Source organism: Pseudoalteromonas luteoviolacea H33-S (assembly GCF_001625695.1).
GTDB lineage: Bacteria > Pseudomonadota > Gammaproteobacteria > Enterobacterales > Alteromonadaceae > Pseudoalteromonas > Pseudoalteromonas luteoviolacea_B.
On record NZ_AUXY01000122.1, the window covers coordinates 191273 to 212737 of the forward strand.

Below are 21465 nucleotides of genomic sequence, written 5' to 3' on the forward strand. Positions count from 1 at the left end.
CGCTTGAAGACTCAAGCGGCTACTAAAATATGTGAGTCGGCCTATAAGCCGGGTTCTGTTCCTCTTGCGAGGTGATAATCATTCGTCTAGGCCTAAAATCGCTCTTAGGCTCAAGCAACCTACCCGGTTCCGATGTGGGCCACACCATAAGGAACCCTATTTGGTCTTGCTCCGGGTGGAGTTTACCTTGCAACCGACTGTTACCAGCGGCCCGGTGCGCTCTTACCGCACCCTTTCACCCTTACCAACCGAAGTTGGCGGTCTTCTCTCTGCTGCACTTGTCGTGGGCTTTCACCCCCCAGCCGTTAGCTGGCACCCTGCCCTGTGGAGCCCGGACTTTCCTCCCCTTGATCATTTTCGTCACAAGCAGCGATTATCCGGCCAACTCGCGGCGCATTATACCTGTTTCTAGCCTAAAGCACAGCGGATTTTTTGCTATTCTTCTCTTTGTGCAATAATCGCTTTGTATAAAGCATTCTTTTTAAGACCAAAATACTCTGCAGCCACACCGCAGGCTTTTTTAAGCGGCATTTCATCTTCCAAAAGCGAAATTAATTTTTGTGCTTCAGGCGTGATTGCGGCCGTTTCTTTGCCTTTTCCCGGTAATATCAGTACCAATTCACCGCGCTGGCGTTCAGGTTCATCTGTTAGAAAGGTAATTAACTCGGATACTTCACCGCTAAAAAACGTTTCATACGTTTTAGTAAGCTCTTTGGCAAATACCACTTGCTGCTGTTCTCCAAGCGCGCTGGCAAGATCATCCAGACTCGCCATAATACGATGCGTGCTTTCATACATAATGCTGGTGATCCCAGACTCAAACGCCTCTACAAAAAATTGTTGTCTCGCTTGGCTTTTTGCTGGCGTAAAGCCAATAAATTGAAACTTATCTGTGGGTAACCCTGAGCAGCTCACCGCAGCAATAGCAGCACAGGCGCCTGGGACCGGTGTCACTTTCGCGCCAGCTTCTCGGCACAAATTCACCACGGCATAACCAGGGTCGCTGATCAAAGGAGTGCCCGCATCAGAGACCAACGCAATATCTTTACCTTCATTCAACCAATCTAATATTTGTTGGGCTTTTTGTTTTTCATTATGATCATGCAAAGCAAAGGTTTTTGCTTTAATATTAAAGTGACTCAATAGTTTGCCTGTATGGCGTGTATCTTCTGCTGCAATAAGATCTACGTCAGCTAAGGTTTTCAGCGCCCGTTCACTAATGTCATCTAAATTGCCAATTGGTGTAGCAACGATGTGCAGGGTGCCAATTTTGTCTAAGGTGTCAGCTTTTGTCATTGAGCTCTCCAAGATCAGTCAGTAAGATATTCACATACAAGGTGATGAGTGAAGGTATACGCGTGCAACTGAAAAAAATAAGTCTAATAGTGGCTGTATTGTCCGGTTTATCGGCCTGTGGCACAACCCCTAAAAACGTACAACCAGCAACAAATCCAGAGACTCAAGCACCAACCGTGCAATCGACTGAGAATATGGATGCGAGTTCACTGTATGCACTTGCACTCTCAAAGCAAGGCGCAAATAGAATACAAGTGCTTTACGGTGCACGAGAAGCTGCGATCAAAGAGCGCAATTGGCCTATGCTGGAGCAGATCTGCTTTGAGTTAGAATCAAAAGCCAGCGTCGATCATGTACAAAATAAGCTCTATATTGCCTTTGCACAAAAAGAGCAAGGAAAGTATGAAAGCGCACACACTATTTTAACGAATATCAGTGATCAGCTTACCCTTGCGGAGCACAAAGGGTGGCATCAATACCTCAAAGGCAGTATTTTTGCCTCTCAGAAGTTACCTAAAAAATCCCTCGTTCATTACTTTAAAAGCGCGGATACCGCGCAACAAAACAAACTCAACATCACTGGCTTAAATCAAGATATATGGACAGCTTTACAGCAACTGTCGTCCTACGCTCTAGAGCGTTTTGATCGTGGTTCAGTCATTCAACAAGGTTGGGTAAAGCTCGCTAAGTATCATCAAGTATATTTAGGCTCCACGGTGCAATTACACCAAGCAATGAACAACTGGCAAAGACGCTATAAAAATCACCCCGGCAGTTTTATTATCCCCAATGAGGTGAAATCTGCCATCAACCTAGCGCCTTACCAAGCAACCAAATTAGCCATTTTACTGCCTCAATCAGGAAATAGTGAACGTCTAGGCTCGGCATTAAAAAATGGCTTTTTAGCCGCCATGGATAAAAGTCAAATTGAAGAAATTTACTTTATTGACGAAATGGACAGCGCAGAACTTATCGAGCGAGAGTTACAAAAAAGCCAAGCAGATTTTGTCATAGGCCCACTCTTAAAAAGCAACATTGTTAAGGTTAAATCAAGTCCGTTTATCGCTCAGTCTGCAGCTATTTTTCTCAATGAGGTAAACCCAGATGAAGCACAACGGGTCCATACTGAACACTATTACTTCGCGCTAAACCCTGAGCATGAAGTTGAGCAAGCCATGGTGCACTTTTTAGCAAAAGGCTTCCAAAAACCCATGTTGCTCGCGCCCAATACCCCCTCAGGGCAGCGATTAATTGCGCATTTCAATACTCAATGGCAAAACTTCAGCAAAACCCAACCTGAAGCTGGGTTTTATAGTAATAGCGAAGATATGGTCGAGGTGATCACTGAGCTACTAGAAGTGGATCGCTCTAAAGCCCGAATAAAAGAAGTCAAAAGCCTATTCCGCAGTGAAGTAGAAAGTGAAACACGATCAAGACGAGATATCGATGCGATCTACATACTTGGGGACGCCATTGAGACACGACTACTCAAACCCTATTTAGATGTCAACGTCAGTACATTTGCAGAACGGATCCCGCTTTACGCAAGCTCACGGAGTTATAGTAAGCAAATAGATAAAACAGACAAGGGAGATTTAGAAGGGCTCTACTTTACAGAGCTACCCTGGATGCTCCCCGACGTTGTGAATCAACGAAACCTGCGAGACACATATTCGAGACTCTGGCCCGAGCAAGCTGATATCGAGCAACGCTTGTTTGCCATGGCCCATGATGCCCTCAACTTAATACCTGAGCTCAAACAATTAAGTAGAATACCGGGCAAAGAGTTTGATGGATTAACCGGCGCACTCAGCATTAAAGAAGCCAATCAGATACATAGAAAGCTAAGCTGGGGTCAATACCATAAAAACAGCATTCGACTAGTGAGTCTAGATGAGAGACCGCCTACGCCGTTATTTATGCAACAAATAGAGTAAATACAAGCAATCACATCACACACTTAGCCTGTAAGGATAACAGTATGCTAAAAGGGATTTTTAACAACACCAGGGAAAAAGGGTCTTATTTTGAAGAGGTTGCTGAGCGCTATCTGCAAAAACAAGGGTTGACGCCAATAGCTCGTAATTACTTGTGTCGACATGGAGAAATTGATTTAATCATGAAAGATGCCCACACTTGGGTATTTGTTGAAGTGAAATACCGTAAAAGTCTTAAATTTGGCGGCGCACTCAATACACTTTCACAACAAAAACAGCAACGTTTAAGGCGTAGCATATATCAATACATGCAAGATTTTACCTTGCATAATGTAGCGCTGCGCGTAGACTTTGTTGCAATACAGGGGAATTCCCCACATGCGATACATTGGATAAAGAACGTTTTTTAATATGCAAGAATCAATCAAAGCCATCTTTACCGAAAGTATTCAAGCGCAAATAGCAGCGGGAGAGGCATTGCCTGAGCAGCTGGAGACAGCTGCCTATGTTATCTCTCAAACATTGATCAATGGTAATAAGTTGATCTGCTGTGGTGAGCCAAGCAGTCATATGCTTGCTGAACACTTTGCCAGTTTACTTATCAATTTTTATGAAACTGAGCGACCATGTTTGCCAGCACTGACGTTGAGTCAAGCCAGCATTAACCTCAGCGGCCAATCAACAAGTACGCAAACTGAGTTATTTGCCCGTCAGATAAGAGCAATCGCCCAAGAAGGTGATTTACTTTTTGCCATTGCACTTAACGGCAATGAAAAAGAAGTCATAAGCGCTGTTGAATCTGCATTGACCAAAGATCTTAAAGTCATCGCGCTGACAGGTAACGATGGCGGGGAGTTAACCGGTTTGTTAGGGCCAAATGATGTTGAGATCAGGGTGCCTAGTAAACGCGCCAGTCGAATTTTAGAGTCTCACATGTTCACAGTACATTGCTTGAGCCAACTTATAGACAATATTTTATTTCCTCAGGATGCCTAATATGCTGTTAAAACCCATCTTGTTAATTGCTGTTTTGTCTCTACTTCAAGGCTGTGCAGCAGCGGTCGTCGCCGGGACTGCAGGCGCGGTATCGGCAGCAAATGACCGACGCACTATCGGCTCACAAATAGACGACAATAGCATAGAAATTAAAGCGACTATTGAGCTTAAAAAAATCCAAAGATTGGCAAAGCATGCCAACATCAATGTTGTGAGTGTCAATGGCACGGTTTTATTGACAGGACAAGTAGCCAATATAGAGATGAAAACACAAGCGCATAACGCGGTGAAATCGGTTATTGGTGTCAAAAAGCTCTTCAATCAAATCCGCATTGGCAGCAATATAGGCCTGTCGACCAAAGGTCATGATACATGGCTGACTTCGAAAGTGAAAACACAGCTACTGGCAGATGATAACGTCAATGGCACCAATATTAAGGTTGTGACAGAAAACGCAGAAGTCTTTTTAATGGGGATGGTCGCCCCTGCTGAAGCAGAAAAAGCAGTAGAGATCGCACGCAACATTCACGGTGTGGAAAAAGTCATTAAGGCTTTTGAATACCTATAGTGAGCTCAAACATAAAAAAACCTGCTGATGCAGGTTTTTTTTTACTTGATAACGCGTAAATGAGCGCCTTTTTTAGGCTTACCCTCTTGTGAAGGTGTTTGCTCTGCAGCGCTATCAGGCTGCTGTTCAACCTCTGGGGCCAACTCATCATCAGCATCATACGATTCTTCTTCGTAATCCTCTTCGATAGTCGATTCAGAGAAAATTGTCCCTTCACCATTTTCTCTAGCATAAATCGCCAGTACTGCGTCAACAGGCACATAAACCTGCATTGGCTGGCCAGAAAAACGTGCACTGAAGCTCAATGCATCATTATCCATAGTGAAGTTATTTGCCGCACTTGGGCTCACATTCAAGACAATCTGACCGTCTTGTACAAACTGGACTGGCACTTGTACGTGAGGGAAGTTGGCATTGACAACTATGTGTGGCGTGCACTGATTGTCCACGATCCACTCATAGAACGCCCTTAGTAAATAAGGTCGATTAGATGTCATTAGCTGCGGATCTCGCGCTCAATATCAGTCAAAGACGCTTGGAAAGACTCACGCTCGAATAAACGTAACATGTAATCTTTCAGCTCACTTGCACCGCTGCCTGACAGCTCAATACCTAATTGAGGCAAACGCCACAATAGCGGAGCCATAAAGCAATCAACCAAGCTAAACTCTTCACTCATGAAGTAAGGCGCTTCACCAAAGATAGGTGCCACAGCAAGAAGTGCTTCAGTTAACTCTTTACGCGCATTATCAACGTCATTGCCTGAAATGATTTTCTCAGCAAGGCTATACCAATCGCTTTCAATGCGGTGCATCATCAAGCGGCTGCGTCCACGCATAACTGGGTAAACTGGCATCAGTGGTGGATGCGGGAAACGCTCATCCAAATATTCCATAATGATATTAGCTTGATATAAGCCAAGCTCACGATCGATTAACGTCGGAACTGTACCATATGGGTTAATTTCGTGTAGCGCTTCTGGCAAGTTATCCTTTTCAGCCAGATGAATATCAACACTTACACCTTTTTCTGCTAAAACGATACGAACCTGATGGCTATACATACAGTTTGCACCAGAAAAAAGAGTCATAACTGGGCGCTTATTGGCAGCTACGGCCATGCCTACCTCCATAAATTAATCACAAAGTAATCAAATCACTTTAAACAGCAATAGGGGCATGCGCCCCTATTACCTATAATCACCATTGAGTGTTCAAATTAATGAACGTCTCTCCAGTACTCTTTCTTCAACAAGAAAGCTAAGATGAAGAAGATTACCAAGAATCCGAGCACTTTGATACCTATTGCCTCAGATTCTAATCGAGAAGGTTCACCCACATACGCTAAAAAGTTAGTGAGATCTCTTGCCGCTTGGTCATATTCATCGTCACTCATCTCACCGGAGCCGTCAGTTTCGACACCCACAATTTTGGTTACCGTCTCGCCATTTTCAACTACGTCTTCGGTAATTGGCATTGGCAAGCCCTGTAGTTCTTGAAGAACATGAGGCATCCCCACCAATGGGAATACGATATTGTTCACACCAAAAGGACGAGATTCATCTTTATAAAATGACTTTAAGTATGTGTATATATAATCTGGTGATTTAACTCTAGATATCAAGGTTAAATCTGGCGGTGCCGCACCAAACCACTTAGCTGCATCCTCTTTCGACATAGAGTTTAAGATATGCGAGCCTACTTTTGAGTCATCAAAGATGAGTGTCTCTTTACCTATTTCAACAGGGATCCCAATGTCACGAAAAGTACGTTCATAACGTTGGTATTGCATCTGGTGACAACCTAAACAGTAATTCATGAACAATTTAGCGCCACGCTGCAACGATGCATTATCCCTCAAGTCAATATTAGCGTCCATTAGTGGCACTGATGGACCTGCTGCCATTGTTAAGGTTGGCAACAATGCGAATAAACCGATTAATAGCTTTTTCATCATTTCGTCAACCTCGTAGGTAGTGGCTTGGTCACTTCATTCTTTGAATAAACATACAACAACACAAAGAACATGAAATACGTCACGGTACAAATCTGCGACAAAATGGTTGAAAATACCGTTTGTGGAGTCGCCCCAGCCCAACCTAAGATCAAGAAGGTAACCACAAATTGTGCAATATTCAACTTATGCCATTTGCTACGATAACGAATTGAGCGCACTTTTCCTCGGTCAAGCCATGGCAATAATGCCAGAACGACTATCGAGGCACCCATAGCCACTACGCCCGCTAGTTTATCAGGAATAGCGCGTAAAATCGCATAGAAAGGCGTAAAATACCAAACAGGGAATATATGTTCAGGTGTTTTAAGCGGATTAGCAGCTTCAAAATTAGGGGCTTCTAAGAAGAAACCATTCATCTCGGGCATAAAGAACACCACCCAACAGAATAAAATTAAGAACCCTGCCACACCTAAAATGTCTTTTACTGTGTAATAAGGATGGAAAGGAATGGCATCCACAACATCTTTTTTACTGGTGTAGTATTCATGGAATTTAAAGTTAGGCTTGTCCTCTTCAGCCACAGAGCCTTTTTTACGTTTAATTTCAATACCATCAGGGTTGTTAGAGCCCACTTCATGCAGTGCAACAATATGTAAAAACACCAGGATCACTAACACCAATGGCAATGCGATGACATGCAACGCAAAGAAACGATTCAGCGTAGCGCCTGAAATAACATAGTCACCTCGGATCCAAAGTGTTAAGTCTTCTCCGATAACAGGAATAGCGCCAAATAAGGAAATGATTACCTGCGCCCCCCAGAACGACATTTGCCCCCAAGGTAGCAAGTAGCCCATAAATGCTTCAGCCATCAGGGCCAAGAATATCAACATACCAAATAGCCACAGTAATTCTCTGGGCTTTTGATATGAGCCATAGATCATGCCTCTGAACATATGCAGATAAACAACCACAAAGAATGCTGATGCGCCTGTCGAATGGAGATATCTTAATAACCAACCATACTCAACATCACGCATGATGTATTCAACAGAAGCAAATGCCCCCTCAGCAGAAGGAACAAAATTCATCGTTAACCAAATACCCGTCACAATTTGATTAACCAATACCAAAATAGCTAAAGAGCCAAATAGATACCAGAAGTTGAAGTTTTTCGGCGCTGGATATTGCGCAATATGCATATTCCAAACGCGCGTCATCGGAATGCGATCATTGATCCAGTCGACGACTGAGCTAATAGCACCGCCAGAGCGCTTATTCGTCTCGTCTGCAGTTTGATTAGATTGTTCGTAATTAGTCGCCATTATGCCATCTCCTCTTCTTCACCCACTAAAATCGTGGTCTCATCTAGGAAAGTGTATGGCGGCACTTCCAAATTCAAAGGTGCGGGTACATTTTGAAAAACGCGACCCGCCATATCAAATTTGGAGCCATGGCACGGGCAGAAGAATCCATCTGCGGTCCCTTCCACTTTTTCACCGAATCCACCATTCATGAATGTTGGAGAGCAACCAAGGTGGGTACAAATCCCAACAGCAACAAAAATCTCTTCTCGCTGAGAGCGATAGCTATTTTTCGCTGATCCCAGCTGCTGTGCTTCGTCAGAATTGGGGTCACGAAGTTGATCTTCGTGTTGCTTCATTTGTTCTAACATTTTTGGTGTACGATAGATAACCCATACAGGTTTACCTCGCCACTCAACACGAATTAATTGTCCAGGCTCAAGTTTGCTTATGTCCACTTCTACAGGAGCCCCTGCAGATTTAGCACGCTCACTCGGATTCCAAGACGCAATAAAAGGAACAGCAGCTCCAGCCGCACCAACACCACCTACGACAGAGGTAGCGATAGTTAAAAAACGGCGTCGGCTGTTGTCAACAGGCGCATTGCTCATCCACTTATCTCCACTATGATCCTCAACACTTGCTATATTGAGAACATCAGTTACAGCAGGTTAATTTTAAGATATTTCAAAATAGACGCGATCATTAGCAAAAACCATGTAAAAAACACGGTTATTACTATTCTAATTATGACCATATAAAGTGCTAAGCGCTTCAATAAACAGCCAATACTAGAAACGACAGGTTATGATATGACGTCTTTCGCAATGATTTCCTGACCAAGATCAACCTCTGTCCAGATGAATGAAAATTTAATCAGACGATATCGCGAATAATTTACTTGCCCTGCAAGTGTAGCAAAAGAAATGGTCAATAAGCGTACAAAGTGAACAACTTTTAGAGTTTACTGAAAGTTACTGAATGTGAGATTGGCGTATTTCAAGATGTTTTAATAGAGATATACATAACAGGCACAACAAACAAAAAACCCAGCACAAGGCTGGGTTTTTGACATTCTGAAACGTAATAAATTAACGTTTTGAGAACTGTGTCTTCTTACGTGCTTTCTTAAGACCAACTTTCTTACGTTCAACGCGACGAGCGTCACGAGTAACGAAGCCAGCTTTACGTAGAGTAGGACGTAGTGACTCGTCAAACTCCATTAGTGCACGAGTGATACCGTGGCGGATTGCGCCAGCTTGACCAGTCATACCACCACCTTCAACAGTGATGTAAAGGTCAAACTTCTCAGATAGCTCAACTAGCTCTAGTGGCTGACGAACAACCATGCGAGAAGTTTCGCGACCGAAGTATTCTTCGATAGAACGTTGGTTAATTACGATGTTGCCAGTGCCTGGGCGTAAGAATACGCGAGCACTTGAACTTTTACGACGACCTGTACCGTAGTATTGATTTGCCATGATAGTGCTCCTTAAATGTCTAGAACCTGAGGCTGTTGTGCCGCATGGTTGTGCTCGTTACCAGCGTAAACTTTAAGTTTACGGAACATTTCACGACCTAGAGGACCGCGAGGTAACATGCCTTTAACTGCTTTTTCGATGATCATTTCAGGCTTTTTAGCTTGAAGTTTTTCGAAGTTAACAGACTTAAGACCACCTGGGTAACCAGAGTGAGCGTAGTACATTTTTTGCTGAGCTTTGTTACCAGTTACAGTAACTTTTTCAGCGTTGATAACGATGATGTAATCACCAGTGTCAACATGTGGAGTGTACTCAGCCTTGTGCTTACCGCGTAGGCGAGCAGCGATTTCAGTAGCAATACGACCTAAAGTTTTACCTTCAGCGTCAACTACGTACCAGTCACGTTTTACAGTTTCTGGTTTAGCAACAAACGTTTTCATTTATAAAATCCAAAGTTTTCAGTTAAAACCACAGGTAGTCAGAGGACTACCGCTCTACTAATGGTGCTTCAACCCCTTCGAGTTTAAGACTTTTTTGCCCCTCAAGTCGGTGGCTAAGCCGACGAGGGCTATAGAACGCAACGTGGCAGGCCGCGGATTATAGCAAGGGTAGTTGGGAAAAACCAGCGTATGGCCGATTTTTCCGCCAGAAATGTGATTTTACTAAGCTAAGTGTTCTCTGGATAGATACTCTAATGACTGCATCTCTTGTAAACGACTGATACAACGTCTAAATTCGAAGTTTAATGTCCCCTCAGTATAGATTTCGTCGATAGGCGCTTCAGAAGATATGATCAAGGTGACATTACGCTCATAAAACTCATCAACTAAAGCGATAAATCGTCTTGCCGCATCGTCGTTAGATTGTCCCATTTGCTTCACATTCGATAAGATAACCGTGTTATATAAACGGCTAATTTCCATATAGTCCACTTGTGAGCGGGCCGTTTCACATAATTGAGTAAAATCAAACATCGCAATGCAATCAGATACCTTGCGAGTTTTAATCATTCGTCCTTCGATCTCTATCTCAGCATCAAGTACACCCGGCTCTGGTGACAGCTTATCAAAGTACTCAAACAAGTTAGCATCCGCTTGTGTATCAAGTGGACTATGAAAGATTTCTGCTGATTCTAGTGTACGCAGACGATAATCAATACCCGAGTCAACATTTACAATTTCAGTGTTCGCTTTCACCAATGCAATCGCTGGCAAGAAGCGTGCGCGCTGCAAACCATTTCGATATAATTCATCAGGCACAATGTTAGATGTTGCAACTAACACAATCCCGCGCTCAAACAAGGCTTCCATTAATCCGCCAAGTAGCATGGCATCCGTAATGTCTTGGACAAAAAATTCATCGAAGCAGATGATATCCGTTTCAGCTTTAAAAATATCTGCGACCACATTCAGAGGGTTTTTCACTTCTTTAAGCTTTTTGAGCTCATCATGAACCCGATGCATAAAGCGGTGAAAGTGTACGCGCATTTTTCTATCGCTCGGCAACGCCTCGTAAAAAGTATCCACTAAATACGTTTTTCCACGACCTACTCCGCCCCAAAAATAGAGTCCTTTCACCGGCTCTACTTGCTTCTTTGCAAACAGCTTTGCAAAGAAGCCTTTGGGCTCAGGAGGTTGTGCGATTAAATCATCATATAAACGCTGCAAGTGCTTGACCGCGTTTTCTTGTGCACTGTCGTACTGAAAGTCATCTCTTTTAAGGTCTTCTTGATACTTTTCCCAAGGCGTCATCATATTTTTTATTAAACTGAGCAGTTTTCTTTGCCCAATATATTAACACGCATCCATTCTCAGCGTATATTTAACCTATCGATTGAGAGTATTTTAGTAAAAGTAACAGGTGTCACTCACCTTACACAGGAGTAAATATGACAACAATTGCATGGTTGGGCTTATTAATCATCGTAGCGATCAGTGCATTCTTCTTAGGTTCACTCTTTACCAAAAAGCAGTTCAAGCATGAAGAGTTAGAACAGCAAGCACAACAAGCAGAGCAAAACTTGGAGCAATACCGGCAAGATGTGGCAGACCACTTAGCCAATACTAAAAAGCTAGTGGGTAAAATGCACGACAATTACAGCCAACTGCTTCAGCATGTTGAAGATACAAATCAACTGTTACTAGAAGAAAAGCGCAGTCAATCAAATGAACCTTTCTTCTCAAAAGAAACCACAGAGCAGCTTCAAGCTTCTTTGCGCGCAAGACCTGAAAAAAGACGGAATTCAGAATCTGTACACAATGCACCTCCTGCCGATTATGCAGAAGGAGAAAGCGGTTTATTCAATGATGAGCGAGCAAAAAGTGAGCAATTAAAAACTTCTTGATGAACTTTTTTTTGACCCCATAGTCTTTAGAAATAACTACCAAATAACTGAGCGGGTACTCCCCGCTCACAAAACTAACTCATGTCATTTTGAACGAAAACAACTGTTTTGAGTTGACCAAAATGATGTGTTTAACGCTGTTATTTAGGAGAATTTCCAGACTATGAAATTAAAATTAACTTTATTATCCGCAGCGCTTTTTTCTTCAAGCTTACTTTTAGCACCACAAAGTGCAGAAGCAAGGCTACCCGTTGCGGTTGATGGTCAACAACTCCCCACACTGGCTCCAATGTTAGAACGCGTAACCCCGGGGGTCGTGAGCATTCAAGTTTCTGGCGCTAAAGAAGTGCGCCGCCGTGTTGACCCATTTGATTTTTTCTTTGGCAATCCCCCACCACGTACTCAAAAACGCCCTTTCAGTGGGTTAGGTTCAGGGGTGATCATTGATGCCGATGAAGGCTATGTGGTCACAAATAACCATGTAATAGATGAAGCTGACAATATCCTTGTCACACTAGAAGATGGTAGAGAGTTTAAAGCAAAGCTGATCGGTGCTGATAAAGAGTCTGACATTGCATTATTACAAATCGACAATGACAACCTCACAGAAGTGAAACTCGCCAATTCTGATAAATTACGTGTTGGTGATTTCTCTGTTGCCATAGGCAACCCATTTGGCTTAAGTCATACCGTCACCTCTGGCATTGTCAGCGCGCTGGGGCGTAGTGGTTTAAATATCGAAGGCTACGAAGACTTTATTCAAACAGATGCGGCCATCAACCAAGGTAATTCAGGTGGCGCGCTGGTCAACTTAAAAGGTGAACTGATTGGCATCAATACGGCCATTTTGGGAGCGTCTGGCGGTAATGTTGGGATCGGCTTCGCTATCCCGTCCAATATGATGAAGAACCTCGTTGATCAAATTATTGAGTACGGGCAAGTAAGGCGTGGTTCTCTTGGCGTCGTTGGCCGTACACTTAACGCTGGACTCGCTGAGGCACAGGGCTTTGATGTTAAGCAAGGTGTGTTTATCCAAGAGGTGACTAAAGACTCAGCGGCAGCAAAGGCAGGCGTAAAGGCGAACGATGTTATCATCAGTATTGATGGCGACAATGTGGAAAGCATTGACGAATTACGAGGGAAAATTGCGACGCTCGGTGAAGGACGAGAAATTGAAGTCGGCATTTACCGTGATGGTAAAAAGCGTACCCTTGATGTAAAGCTGCAAGGTCAAAACGAGCGACAAGCACAAGCTGACCGTATTCACCCAAGCTTGCAAGGCGCCGTACTTGAAAGTAACGAGCGAAACGGTAATCAAGGTATCGTGGTCGTCAGCGTAGAAGAGCGCTCACCTGCAGCCCGTGTCGGACTGCAAGAAGGTGATGTGATCATGCAGGTGAATCGCCAACGCGTCACCACAGTACGTGATATGAAGCGACTAATCGACGACATTCAAGGTAATATAGTGCTAGGTATTAAACGAGGCAGAGATTCTGTTTTCTATTTAATTCAATAAATAACACAAAAAAAGCCTCAGAATTACGCAGCGGCTCTTGCCGCTGCGTTGTTTTGTGTCATCATAGATTTATCGCAAAATAAACTATGTATAATAATAAACCGTGTTGCAATTTATTAGATTTATCCTTGCCCCAGTCTTGATTGGGCTTGGTATCGCGTTTTTAATTCTCTGGTTAAAGCCAGAATTAAAAGAAAGAGCTGCCAACCTCAATGTACCTTATACGGTAGAGCAAATGAGCTTTGCCAATGGCGTTAGTCGCGCAGCACCTGCCGTGGTCACTATTTTTTCCGAAAGCTTTAGCTCCGTCCCCCGCTTTAAAAGGCAAAATCGCATCCAAGAGCTCGGCTCAGGCGTGATTATGAGTACGGATGGCTATATTTTAACGAACTACCATGTCATTAACAGCGCAGACCAAATTATCGTGTTATTACCTGACGGTAGACAATATTACGGCATACTTATCGGCTTTGATACCATTACGGATCTTGCAGTTATTAAAGTGGAAGACAACCACCTCCCAGTCATCCCCATGGATGATAACCTATTGCCGCGTATCGGTGATGTTGTACTCGCTATTGGCAACCCACTTAACTTGGGGCAAACCATTACCCAAGGGATCATCAGTGCAACCGGAAAGCAAGCGCTGACTGAGAGCCAATACAACAGCTTATTGCAAACTGATGCCGCTGTGAATGTGGGTAATTCAGGCGGTGCATTGGTCAATTCAAATGGTACCTTAGTGGGGATCACGTCAGCACAATTTACCACCCGCTATAATATCGATATTGAGGGGATCTCTTTTGCTGTTCCTTATCGATTAGCCAAAGATGTAATGACTAAAATCATAGAAGATGGCCGCGTCATTCGAGGCTACCTCGGTTTTAAAGGCACCGCGGTTGATAACAAAGGCCAAATAATCACAGACGTGTACACCCCCATAATGGGACTTCGCATCAGAGACTTAGACCCACTTGGTCCTGCTTGGCAAGTAGGCATGAAAGACGGGGATATAGTCACTAAAGTGGCAGGTAAAGCCATAACTAACCCACAGCAAACGCTTCGCACCATAGGTAATACAGAACCTGGTACAGTATTGGAGTTTGAAGTAAACCGAAATGGACAGCGCTTATCATTTATGGTCGAAGTCATGGAATTAGAGACCCCTATTTACTAGGCCTCTTTTAAATAAAAAAGCGAGCTAAGCTCGCTTTTTTTAATTGTGTTTTCTGCGAATGTTCGCACCCAGTCGACTGAGCTTATCTTCTATTTTTTGATAACCTCTATCCACATGGTAAATACGGTCCACCACAGTTTCACCTTCGGCAATAATCCCCGTTAAGATCAAACTTGCCGAAGCACGAAGATCTGTCGCCATTACCTGAGCACCAGATAGGCGCAGAGTCTCATCACAGATCGCTGTGTTGCCTTCCAAACGAATATTTGCGCCCATTCGCTGTAACTCTGGCACATGCATAAAGCGATTTTCAAATATAGTCTCTGTGATAGTCGCGCTGCCATTGGCAACAACGTTAAGCGCTGTAAACTGCGCTTGCATATCAGTTGGAAAACCAGGATGAGGCATGGTCTTGATATTAACCGCCTTTAAATCTCGGTTTTTCATGCTGACGAATATGCTGTCGTCATTCACTTCAACAGCGACATTGGCTTGACGAAGCTTTTCAAGCACAGGCTCCAAACTCGTATGATCTGTGTTACGACACAATACTTCACCTTTGCTCATTGCTGCAGCCACCAAAAAAGTGCCTGTTTCAATACGATCCGGAAGAATTTTATGCTCACAACCGTTTAGCTTCTCAACACCTTGCACTTCAATACGACTAGAGCCCGCCCCTTGAATATTCGCACCCATCGCCGTTAAACACTCAGCAAGGTTGATAATTTCAGGTTCGCGCGCGGCATTTTCTAATACCGTAGTCCCCTCTGCGAGCGTTGCAGCCATAAGTAGGTTTTCTGTTGCACCAACTGACACAGTTTCCATGAAAATTTCTGCGCCCTGCAAACGCTTACCTTGAGGTGTCTGCGCATTGATATAGCCATTTTCAACTGTAATTTGAGCGCCCATTTTCTCAAGGCCCGAGATGTGTAAATCCACCGGTCTTGCGCCAATTGCACATCCACCTGGCAAAGATACTTGTGCCTGACCAAAGCGAGCAAGCAGAGGTCCTAGTGCGAGTACAGACGCGCGCATTTGCTTCACAAGCTCATAGGGTGCCAGCACTTTATCAACACAGCGACCATCTACTTCAAGTAAGTCGCCGCGCCATGTTACCTCAGCACCGAGTGTGCGTAGTAAAGCTTCAGTGGTAACAATATCGCGTAATTGAGGCACATTGCTGAAAATGCTTTTGCCATCAGCAAGCAATGCTGCAAATAAGATAGGTAGAGCCGCATTTTTGGCTCCAGAGATAGTGACTTCACCGTTTAAAGTGGTGCCACCTTGGATAACAAACTGATCCATTGTGGCTCCTAATTATTGTGGCAAGATAAACTTTTGCTCGCGTTGCCACTCGGTAGGTGTGAAAGCTTTAATGCTTACAGCATGGATTGTCCCGTCTTTGATCACTTCCATTAATGGGCCGTACACCATTTGCTCTCTTTTTACGCGTCTTAGTCCATCAAAACACTCGCCAACAGCAATCACTTCATAGTGACTGCCATTTGCTTTTACTTTTACTTCTTCTAAGGTCAAAGTTTGCTGTAAAACAGTTTCGACTTGATTTGTTTCCATCGGACTCACTCAAATAAGGTTGTGACCTGCCCCAATTCCATCAAATTTTGCAATTGCTCAGGTCTATTCTGCAACTCAAGGCGCACGCCTTGTCGTTTTAATTTGCCTAAAGAGTGAATTAACCAAGCTAAGCCCGCGGTGTCAACCCTTGAGACCTCACAAAGGTCAAAATACAGCACTGACTGCGCATTTTCTAACAATTGGTTAAGAAGTGATTCATTTATTAAGGTGTCACGGGTCAATTCCCCTTTCACCGCCACCGTGTCATCAGCAACTTTGTTGAAGTGCAGATTAGGCATTTCCATCATCCCCTCTGAACTGCACTGGCAGCTGGCTTTTCTTCTCTAACAGAGAAATAACATGCTCAATGCCTTGCTGACGCAAAATACCGTGTAATTCACTTTGCTTAGCATCTAACAAACTGATCCCCTCAGCCATCATATCAAAAGCGCGCCACTCACCTTGCTTGTTTTGACGTACTTTAAAGTCAATCTTAATGTCTGGTTTACCTGCTTCAACAATCTTGGTTCTCACAGTCGCGACATTAACATCTGCAAAAGGACGCGATGCTTCAAACTCCACTTTCTGGTCGGTATATTGGGTAAATACACCAGCATATGTCGCCACCAAATATGATTTAAATACCTCGATAAATGCGCGAATGTTTTTGACTGCTTGCGCCTTTTCTTGCTTATCTTTGATATTACGCACTTTTTGTATATAGCTGCCTAACACGCGATAAGCAGCATATTTATAATCAATATATGGCAGTAGCTCCTGCTCTACGATAACTCGTAAATGCTCTTTATCTTTTGCAATGATGCTCTGGTCTTTTGCCACGCGCTTAAACGTATTGTCCGCAACTTGTTGAACCATCTTATAAGGGTCTTTCAAATCAACCTGTGCGGCATTAGCAACTGCACTAAATAATGCCAGTGTTAACACACTGATAGCGATAACGAAATAATTCTTTAGCATGGTGACTTACTCGCTGCTTTGATTAAATAGGAACTGGCCAATCAACTCTTCTAGTACCAGTGCAGATTTAGTATCTGTAATCGTGTCACCGTCTTTGAGCGCGAGACTCTCAACGCCAAATAAGTCATCTAAATCTACCTCATCTTGCGTAGATACTTCATTACCTAAACATGTTTGCTTGGCAGACTCAGACGCGATGACAGGTGAAATACCTAAATATTGCTCACCTAAAATACCTGAAGTTAAGATGGCAACAGACGTTGTATCCGAAAACTGACATTCATACGTCTTATCAATGCTCATGCTCACTACTGGCACAAACTCTTGCGGATGAATGCGAATGCCATCGACGCGACCAATCACAACACCACCTACTTTGATTGGCGCACGAGTTTTCAATGAGCCGATATTGTCAAATTTAGCGTCTAATTGATATGTTTCACCATTGCCGCTGATCCCCGCATTGGCTACTTTCATGGCTAACATCACAAATGCAGCGACGCCTAGAGCGACAAATAAGCCAACCAAAATTTCTATTTTCCGTGTATTCATTTTTCCTAACCCTTAACTCGAAAACATCACTGCTGTTAGTACAAAGTCAAAACCTAAAACAGCCAATGAAGAATGCACAACGGTTTCCGTTGTTGCTTTGCTGATCCCCTCTGAGGTCGGGACACAATCATAACCTTTATACAGTGCTATCCACGTCACAATTAACGCAAAAACAAAACTTTTGATCAGACCATTCATGATATCTTGCTGTAAAGAAACCTGAGATTGCATGATTGACCAGAAACTGCCAGAGTCGACTCCAAGCCAGTCAACGCCGACTAAATGCGCACCTAATATTGCCACTGCTGAAAATATCAGTGCAAGCAAAGGCATACTTATAAAACCCGCCCAAAAGCGAGGCGCAACAACACGTTTTAACGGATCAACCGCCATCATTTCTAAACTAGATAGCTGCTCTGTCGCTTTCATCAAGCCTATTTCGGCGGTTAGTGCACTTCCCGCTCGACCTGCAAATAAGAGCGCAGTCACCACGGGCCCCAATTCTCGCAATAAGCTCAAAGCAACGAGCGGGCCCAAGCTGTCTTCGGCGCCATAACCAACTAATACAGTGTAGCCTTGTAGTGCCAAAACCATACCGATGAACAACCCAGATACCATGATAATCAAAAGAGATTGATGACCAACCATGTAAAGCTGCTTGATCAGCAATGGTGTTCCTTGACGGATATTGGGCATATTTAGCAATGCACCTAATAACATGCGCGTAGCTCGCCCGATTGATGCAAAGCGGTTGAGCGTTTTATGTCCTAGCTTTTGTAAAAAGTCCACGCTTACACGCCTCCATCCAATAATTCCTCATCGTAAGGTGCTGCATTGAAATGAAATGGTACTGGACCATCTGATAACCCCTGCAAAAACTGCTGCACAAGTGGCGAACTATGAGCCAACATTTGCTCAGGAGTACCACTGCCAATTACACCTTGCTCAGCGATAATGACCACGTGGTCAGCAATACTGAGCACTTCGGTGACATCGTGCGTAACAATCAAGGATGACAAACCTAACACTTCATTAAGTGACTTTATCATCCTTACCAAAACCCCCATTGAAATAGGGTCTTGACCAGCAAACGGCTCATCATACATGATAAGTTCTGGGTCTAGAGCAATAGCTCGCGCTAAGGCAGCGCGTCTCGCCATACCACCAGATAACTCGGCAGGCATCAGATCTTTTGCGCCTCGAAGGCCTACAGCTTGTAGTTTCATTAAAACAATCAAACGAATGAGATCTTCGCTTAATTGCGTATGTTCGCGCAGCGGGAAAGCAACATTGTCAAACACTGACATGTCAGTAAATAATGCACCGCTTTGAAACAACATACTCATTTGCTTTCGTGCTTGATATAACTCCGTTCGAGTCATGGCGGGCACACTTGAGCCCATAAATGTAATATCACCACTGTCTGGACGAAGTTGACCACCTATTAAGCGCAACATGGTGGTTTTACCAATCCCACTCGGCCCCATGATGGCTGTAATTTTACCCCTCGGCACTGAAAAGCTCATATTTTTATATATGACTCTTTCACCGCGAGAAAAGGTTACATCCTTGACTTCAACGATTGACTGCGACAAGTCGCTCTCCATATATCGATTTCACCAATGGGTGAATAATACGTTTTTTTCAACCAAGATGGAAAATGCAAATTGGTAAAATTTTGTAATAGGCATAGTTAAAAAAAGTTATTTGTCATCATTCTTGGTAATAGAATGTAATTTAATCGGGGACAGACCCAGTAACTAGGTCAGATTATTTATACATTTGACAACGCATTTGGTAATATTTACCGCACTGTAATTTAGTTGCTCGGCATAGGTTTCATGGTTTTATCTTTTGTCATTCTCATCTTAGGTTTTATTGCACTGGTTTGGAGCGCGGATAGGTTTGTGTTTGGCGCAGCCGCCTTGGCGAAAAACTTCGGCGTCCCCACTTTAATTGTCGGCCTAACGATTGTTGCTATGGGCTCTTCAGCTCCCGAAATGATGGTCGCAGCACAAGCTGCTTTATCAGATAAAACAGACACCGCCGTCGGTAATGCCGTTGGCTCCAATATTGCCAACATTTTACTTGTTTTAGGTATCACTGCTCTGCTTCGCCCCCTTGCTGTTGGTTCTGGCATTTTACGCCGAGAAATGCCACTGCTTATCATCGTGTCACTAGGCGCTTGGTATATCATCAGCGATAACTACTTTAGTGCTACTGAAGGCTTTGTTTTATTAGCTGGCTTTGCAAGTTTCATTCTTGGCCTGATTTATATCACCAAAAATAGCGGTAAAGACCAAGAAGATGACCCCCTCGTTTCAGAGGCATGTGACGAAGTACCAGATAATGTCCCGACCAAAAATGCCCTGTTGTGGCTCGTTGTTGGCATGATAGTACTGCCTGTCAGTGCAGACTTATTGGTTGACTCTGCTGTCGATATTGCAAAATTCTTTGGTATGAGCGACTTATTAATTGGTTTGACAATCATTGCAATCGGCACCAGCTTACCTGAGCTTGCGGCCTGTGTAGCCGGCGTATTAAAAAATGAAGATGACCTTGCTCTGGGTAACATCATAGGTTCCAATATTTTCAATATCCTCGCAGTATTATCAATCGCGGGCATATTAAACCCGGCTCAACTGGATATGAATATTTCCCAACGCGATATTTACGTCATGTTAGGTGCAACTGCTGCGCTCATTATCATGAGTGTTAACCTCAGAGGTAAACGACAAATTAACCGCGTTGAAGGCGGCGTACTGCTTGCCGCGTTTGTTGGCTACATGTATGCAATTATCTAGGAGTAAGTATGGATAAACACGTATTTATTGAGTCCGCAAAACGCGTACTAGATATTGAGCAACAAGCGATTAGCGAGCTCAATCAGTATATAGACAACAGTTTTATCTCAGCTTGTGAGCTGATGCTTAATTGCACTGGCCGTGTGATTGTCATCGGTATGGGAAAATCAGGTCACATTGGCAACAAAGTTGCTGCGACCCTAGCCAGTACAGGCACTCCTTCTTTCTTTGTTCACCCAGGTGAAGCGAGCCACGGGGATTTAGGTATGATCACCGCTGAAGACGTCGTTTTGCTTATTTCCAATTCAGGTGAAACTGGAGAAGTTGTCGGCATTATTCCTGTCATAAAAAGAATTGGCGCACGCGTGATCAGCATGACTGGCAACGCAAACTCCACAATGGCACAGCAAGCAGATATTCACCTGTGTATTAAAGTTTCAAAAGAAGCCTGCCCACTCGGTCTAGCCCCTACAGCTAGTACCACCGCGACGCTGGTAATGGGAGATGCATTGGCGGTTGCTTTACTTGAAGCAAGAGGCTTTACCGCGGATGATTTTGCACTCTCTCATCCAGGTGGCAGCTTAGGTAAAAGACTATTATTAACGCTACAAGACATCATGCATAGCGGCAGTGATGTGCCAATGACTCCGCTGGGGAGCTCTATCAAAGATGCATTATTTGACATGTCAGCTAAAGGCCTAGGCATGACTGCTATCGTAAATGAGCAAAAGCAGCTATGCGGTATATTTACTGATGGCGATTTGCGCCGTGTTATCGAACAAAAAGCCGATTTGCATAATGATACTATTGATTCAGTGATGACTATTTGTTGTACTACGGCATCGCCTGATATGCTGGCTGCTGAAGCCCTTAATATCATGGAAAAAAAGCGCATTAATGGCCTAATCGTCATTGATGAAAATAAACACCCTATCGGGGCACTCAATACTCAAGATTTACTGCGAGCAGGAGTACTATAAA

General features: G+C 43.7%; 25 protein-coding genes and 1 other RNA gene. 9 read left to right on the plus strand and 17 right to left on the minus strand.

The features are described 5' to 3' along the window. Positions 1-28: 28 nt before the first annotated feature. Together rnpB and rsmI are read right to left on the minus strand one after the other, a co-directional pair. An RNA gene (gene rnpB / locus N477_RS23185) (RNase P RNA component class A) lies at positions 29-389 on the minus strand. A 46-nt stretch (positions 390-435) separates the two neighbouring features. Then, positions 436-1296 carry a 16S rRNA (cytidine(1402)-2'-O)-methyltransferase gene (gene rsmI, locus N477_RS23190; protein ID WP_063361400.1) on the minus strand — a complete coding sequence of 287 codons (861 nt, stop codon included), beginning with the start codon at positions 1294-1296 and terminating at the stop codon, positions 436-438. Positions 1297-1358: 62 nt separating this feature from the next. On the opposite strand from rsmI, the gene N477_RS23195 reads away from it, so the two are divergent. Genes N477_RS23195 through dolP form a run of 4 tightly spaced genes read left to right on the plus strand, consistent with a single transcriptional unit; the run spans position 1359 to position 4797 of the window. Beyond that, the gene (locus N477_RS23195; protein ID WP_063361536.1) at positions 1359-3233 is read left to right on the plus strand and encodes a penicillin-binding protein activator; all 1875 of its coding nucleotides are present in this window, start codon (positions 1359-1361) and stop codon (positions 3231-3233) included. Between the two features lie 44 nt (positions 3234-3277). Then, positions 3278-3643, plus strand: a complete 366-nt coding sequence (locus N477_RS23200; RefSeq protein ID WP_063361399.1) for a YraN family protein — start codon at positions 3278-3280, stop codon at positions 3641-3643. A gap of 1 nt (position 3644) precedes the next feature. Next, entirely contained in the window at positions 3645-4229 is a 585-nt protein-coding gene (locus tag N477_RS23205; protein ID WP_063361398.1) for an SIS domain-containing protein, read from the plus strand. Between the two features lies 1 nt (position 4230). Next, a complete protein-coding gene (gene dolP, locus N477_RS23210; RefSeq protein ID WP_063361397.1) occupies positions 4231-4797 on the plus strand; it encodes a division/outer membrane stress-associated lipid-binding lipoprotein in 567 nt (188 codons plus the stop codon). A gap of 41 nt (positions 4798-4838) precedes the next feature. Here dolP and N477_RS23215 read toward each other — a convergent pair whose 3' ends face one another. The 8 genes from N477_RS23215 to zapE form a co-directional block, all read right to left on the minus strand. Further along, on the minus strand, positions 4839-5294 hold the full coding sequence (locus tag N477_RS23215) for a ClpXP protease specificity-enhancing factor (RefSeq protein WP_063361396.1): 456 nt from the start codon (positions 5292-5294) through the stop codon (positions 4839-4841). Beyond that, the gene (gene sspA, locus N477_RS23220) at positions 5294-5917 is read right to left on the minus strand and encodes a stringent starvation protein SspA (protein WP_063361395.1); all 624 of its coding nucleotides are present in this window, start codon (positions 5915-5917) and stop codon (positions 5294-5296) included. The genes N477_RS23215 and sspA overlap by 1 nt, the downstream gene beginning before the upstream one ends. 98 nt (positions 5918-6015) lie before the next feature. Further along, a complete protein-coding gene (locus N477_RS23225) occupies positions 6016-6753 on the minus strand; it encodes a cytochrome c1 (RefSeq protein ID WP_063361394.1) in 738 nt (245 codons plus the stop codon). Beyond that, a complete protein-coding gene (locus N477_RS23230) occupies positions 6750-7973 on the minus strand; it encodes a cytochrome b (RefSeq protein WP_063361535.1) in 1224 nt (407 codons plus the stop codon). Before N477_RS23230 ends, N477_RS23225 begins: the two co-directional genes overlap by 4 nt. Positions 7974-8077: 104 nt before the next feature. Continuing rightward, complete coding sequence (gene petA, locus N477_RS23235) at positions 8078-8668, minus strand: ubiquinol-cytochrome c reductase iron-sulfur subunit (RefSeq protein WP_063361393.1); 591 nt, start codon at positions 8666-8668, stop codon at positions 8078-8080. 480 nt (positions 8669-9148) lie between these two features. Next, on the minus strand, positions 9149-9541 hold the full coding sequence (gene rpsI, locus N477_RS23240) for a 30S ribosomal protein S9 (RefSeq protein WP_155732008.1): 393 nt from the start codon (positions 9539-9541) through the stop codon (positions 9149-9151). Positions 9542-9549: 8 nt separating this feature from the next. Continuing rightward, positions 9550-9978, minus strand: coding sequence for a 50S ribosomal protein L13 (gene rplM, locus N477_RS23245; RefSeq protein WP_023397225.1), 429 nt, complete (start codon positions 9976-9978; stop codon positions 9550-9552). A 222-nt stretch (positions 9979-10200) separates the two neighbouring features. Continuing rightward, positions 10201-11289 (minus strand): cell division protein ZapE, encoded by a 1089-nt coding sequence (gene zapE / locus N477_RS23250; protein ID WP_063361534.1) that lies wholly within the window; start codon positions 11287-11289, stop codon positions 10201-10203. Between the two features lie 137 nt (positions 11290-11426). Between zapE and N477_RS23255 the strand changes: the two genes are divergently transcribed. The 3 genes from N477_RS23255 to N477_RS23265 all read left to right on the plus strand — a co-directional run bounded on the left by N477_RS23255 (position 11427) and on the right by N477_RS23265 (position 14575). Further along, positions 11427-11882 carry a YhcB family protein gene (locus tag N477_RS23255; RefSeq protein WP_063361391.1) on the plus strand — a complete coding sequence of 152 codons (456 nt, stop codon included), beginning with the start codon at positions 11427-11429 and terminating at the stop codon, positions 11880-11882. Positions 11883-12045: 163 nt separating this feature from the next. Continuing rightward, a complete protein-coding gene (locus N477_RS23260; protein WP_063361390.1) occupies positions 12046-13398 on the plus strand; it encodes a DegQ family serine endoprotease in 1353 nt (450 codons plus the stop codon). 103 nt (positions 13399-13501) lie between these two features. Beyond that, positions 13502-14575 (plus strand): trypsin-like peptidase domain-containing protein, encoded by a 1074-nt coding sequence (locus N477_RS23265; RefSeq protein WP_063361389.1) that lies wholly within the window; start codon positions 13502-13504, stop codon positions 14573-14575. Positions 14576-14614: 39 nt separating this feature from the next. Here the strand turns inward: N477_RS23265 and murA are convergent, their stop codons facing one another. From murA to N477_RS23300, 7 genes are read right to left on the minus strand one after another with little or no spacing between them, the layout of a single operon-like run. Continuing rightward, on the minus strand, positions 14615-15880 hold the full coding sequence (gene murA, locus N477_RS23270; protein ID WP_063361388.1) for a UDP-N-acetylglucosamine 1-carboxyvinyltransferase: 1266 nt from the start codon (positions 15878-15880) through the stop codon (positions 14615-14617). Between the two features lie 12 nt (positions 15881-15892). Then, positions 15893-16150, minus strand: a complete 258-nt coding sequence (locus N477_RS23275) for a BolA family protein (RefSeq protein ID WP_046355780.1) — start codon at positions 16148-16150, stop codon at positions 15893-15895. Positions 16151-16155: 5 nt separating this feature from the next. Then, complete coding sequence (locus N477_RS23280) at positions 16156-16449, minus strand: STAS domain-containing protein (protein WP_063361387.1); 294 nt, start codon at positions 16447-16449, stop codon at positions 16156-16158. Beyond that, positions 16442-17128, minus strand: coding sequence for an MlaC/ttg2D family ABC transporter substrate-binding protein (locus N477_RS23285; RefSeq protein ID WP_063361386.1), 687 nt, complete (start codon positions 17126-17128; stop codon positions 16442-16444). The genes N477_RS23280 and N477_RS23285 overlap by 8 nt, the downstream gene beginning before the upstream one ends. Before the next feature lie 6 nt (positions 17129-17134). Continuing rightward, positions 17135-17680 carry an outer membrane lipid asymmetry maintenance protein MlaD gene (mlaD, locus tag N477_RS23290; protein WP_063361385.1) on the minus strand — a complete coding sequence of 182 codons (546 nt, stop codon included), beginning with the start codon at positions 17678-17680 and terminating at the stop codon, positions 17135-17137. A gap of 12 nt (positions 17681-17692) precedes the next feature. Beyond that, positions 17693-18469: a lipid asymmetry maintenance ABC transporter permease subunit MlaE gene (gene mlaE, locus N477_RS23295; protein ID WP_063361384.1), complete on the minus strand. Its 777-nt coding sequence runs from the start codon at positions 18467-18469 to the stop codon at positions 17693-17695. Between the two features lie 2 nt (positions 18470-18471). Continuing rightward, positions 18472-19287 (minus strand): ATP-binding cassette domain-containing protein, encoded by an 816-nt coding sequence (locus N477_RS23300; RefSeq protein WP_063361383.1) that lies wholly within the window; start codon positions 19285-19287, stop codon positions 18472-18474. Positions 19288-19521: 234 nt separating this feature from the next. Between N477_RS23300 and N477_RS23305 the strand changes: the two genes are divergently transcribed. Together N477_RS23305 and N477_RS23310 are read left to right on the plus strand one after the other, a co-directional pair. Beyond that, positions 19522-20484 carry a calcium/sodium antiporter gene (locus tag N477_RS23305; protein ID WP_063361382.1) on the plus strand — a complete coding sequence of 321 codons (963 nt, stop codon included), beginning with the start codon at positions 19522-19524 and terminating at the stop codon, positions 20482-20484. A gap of 122 nt (positions 20485-20606) precedes the next feature. Continuing rightward, complete coding sequence (locus N477_RS23310; protein ID WP_419555253.1) at positions 20607-21464, plus strand: KpsF/GutQ family sugar-phosphate isomerase; 858 nt, start codon at positions 20607-20609, stop codon at positions 21462-21464. Position 21465 lies beyond the last annotated feature (1 nt).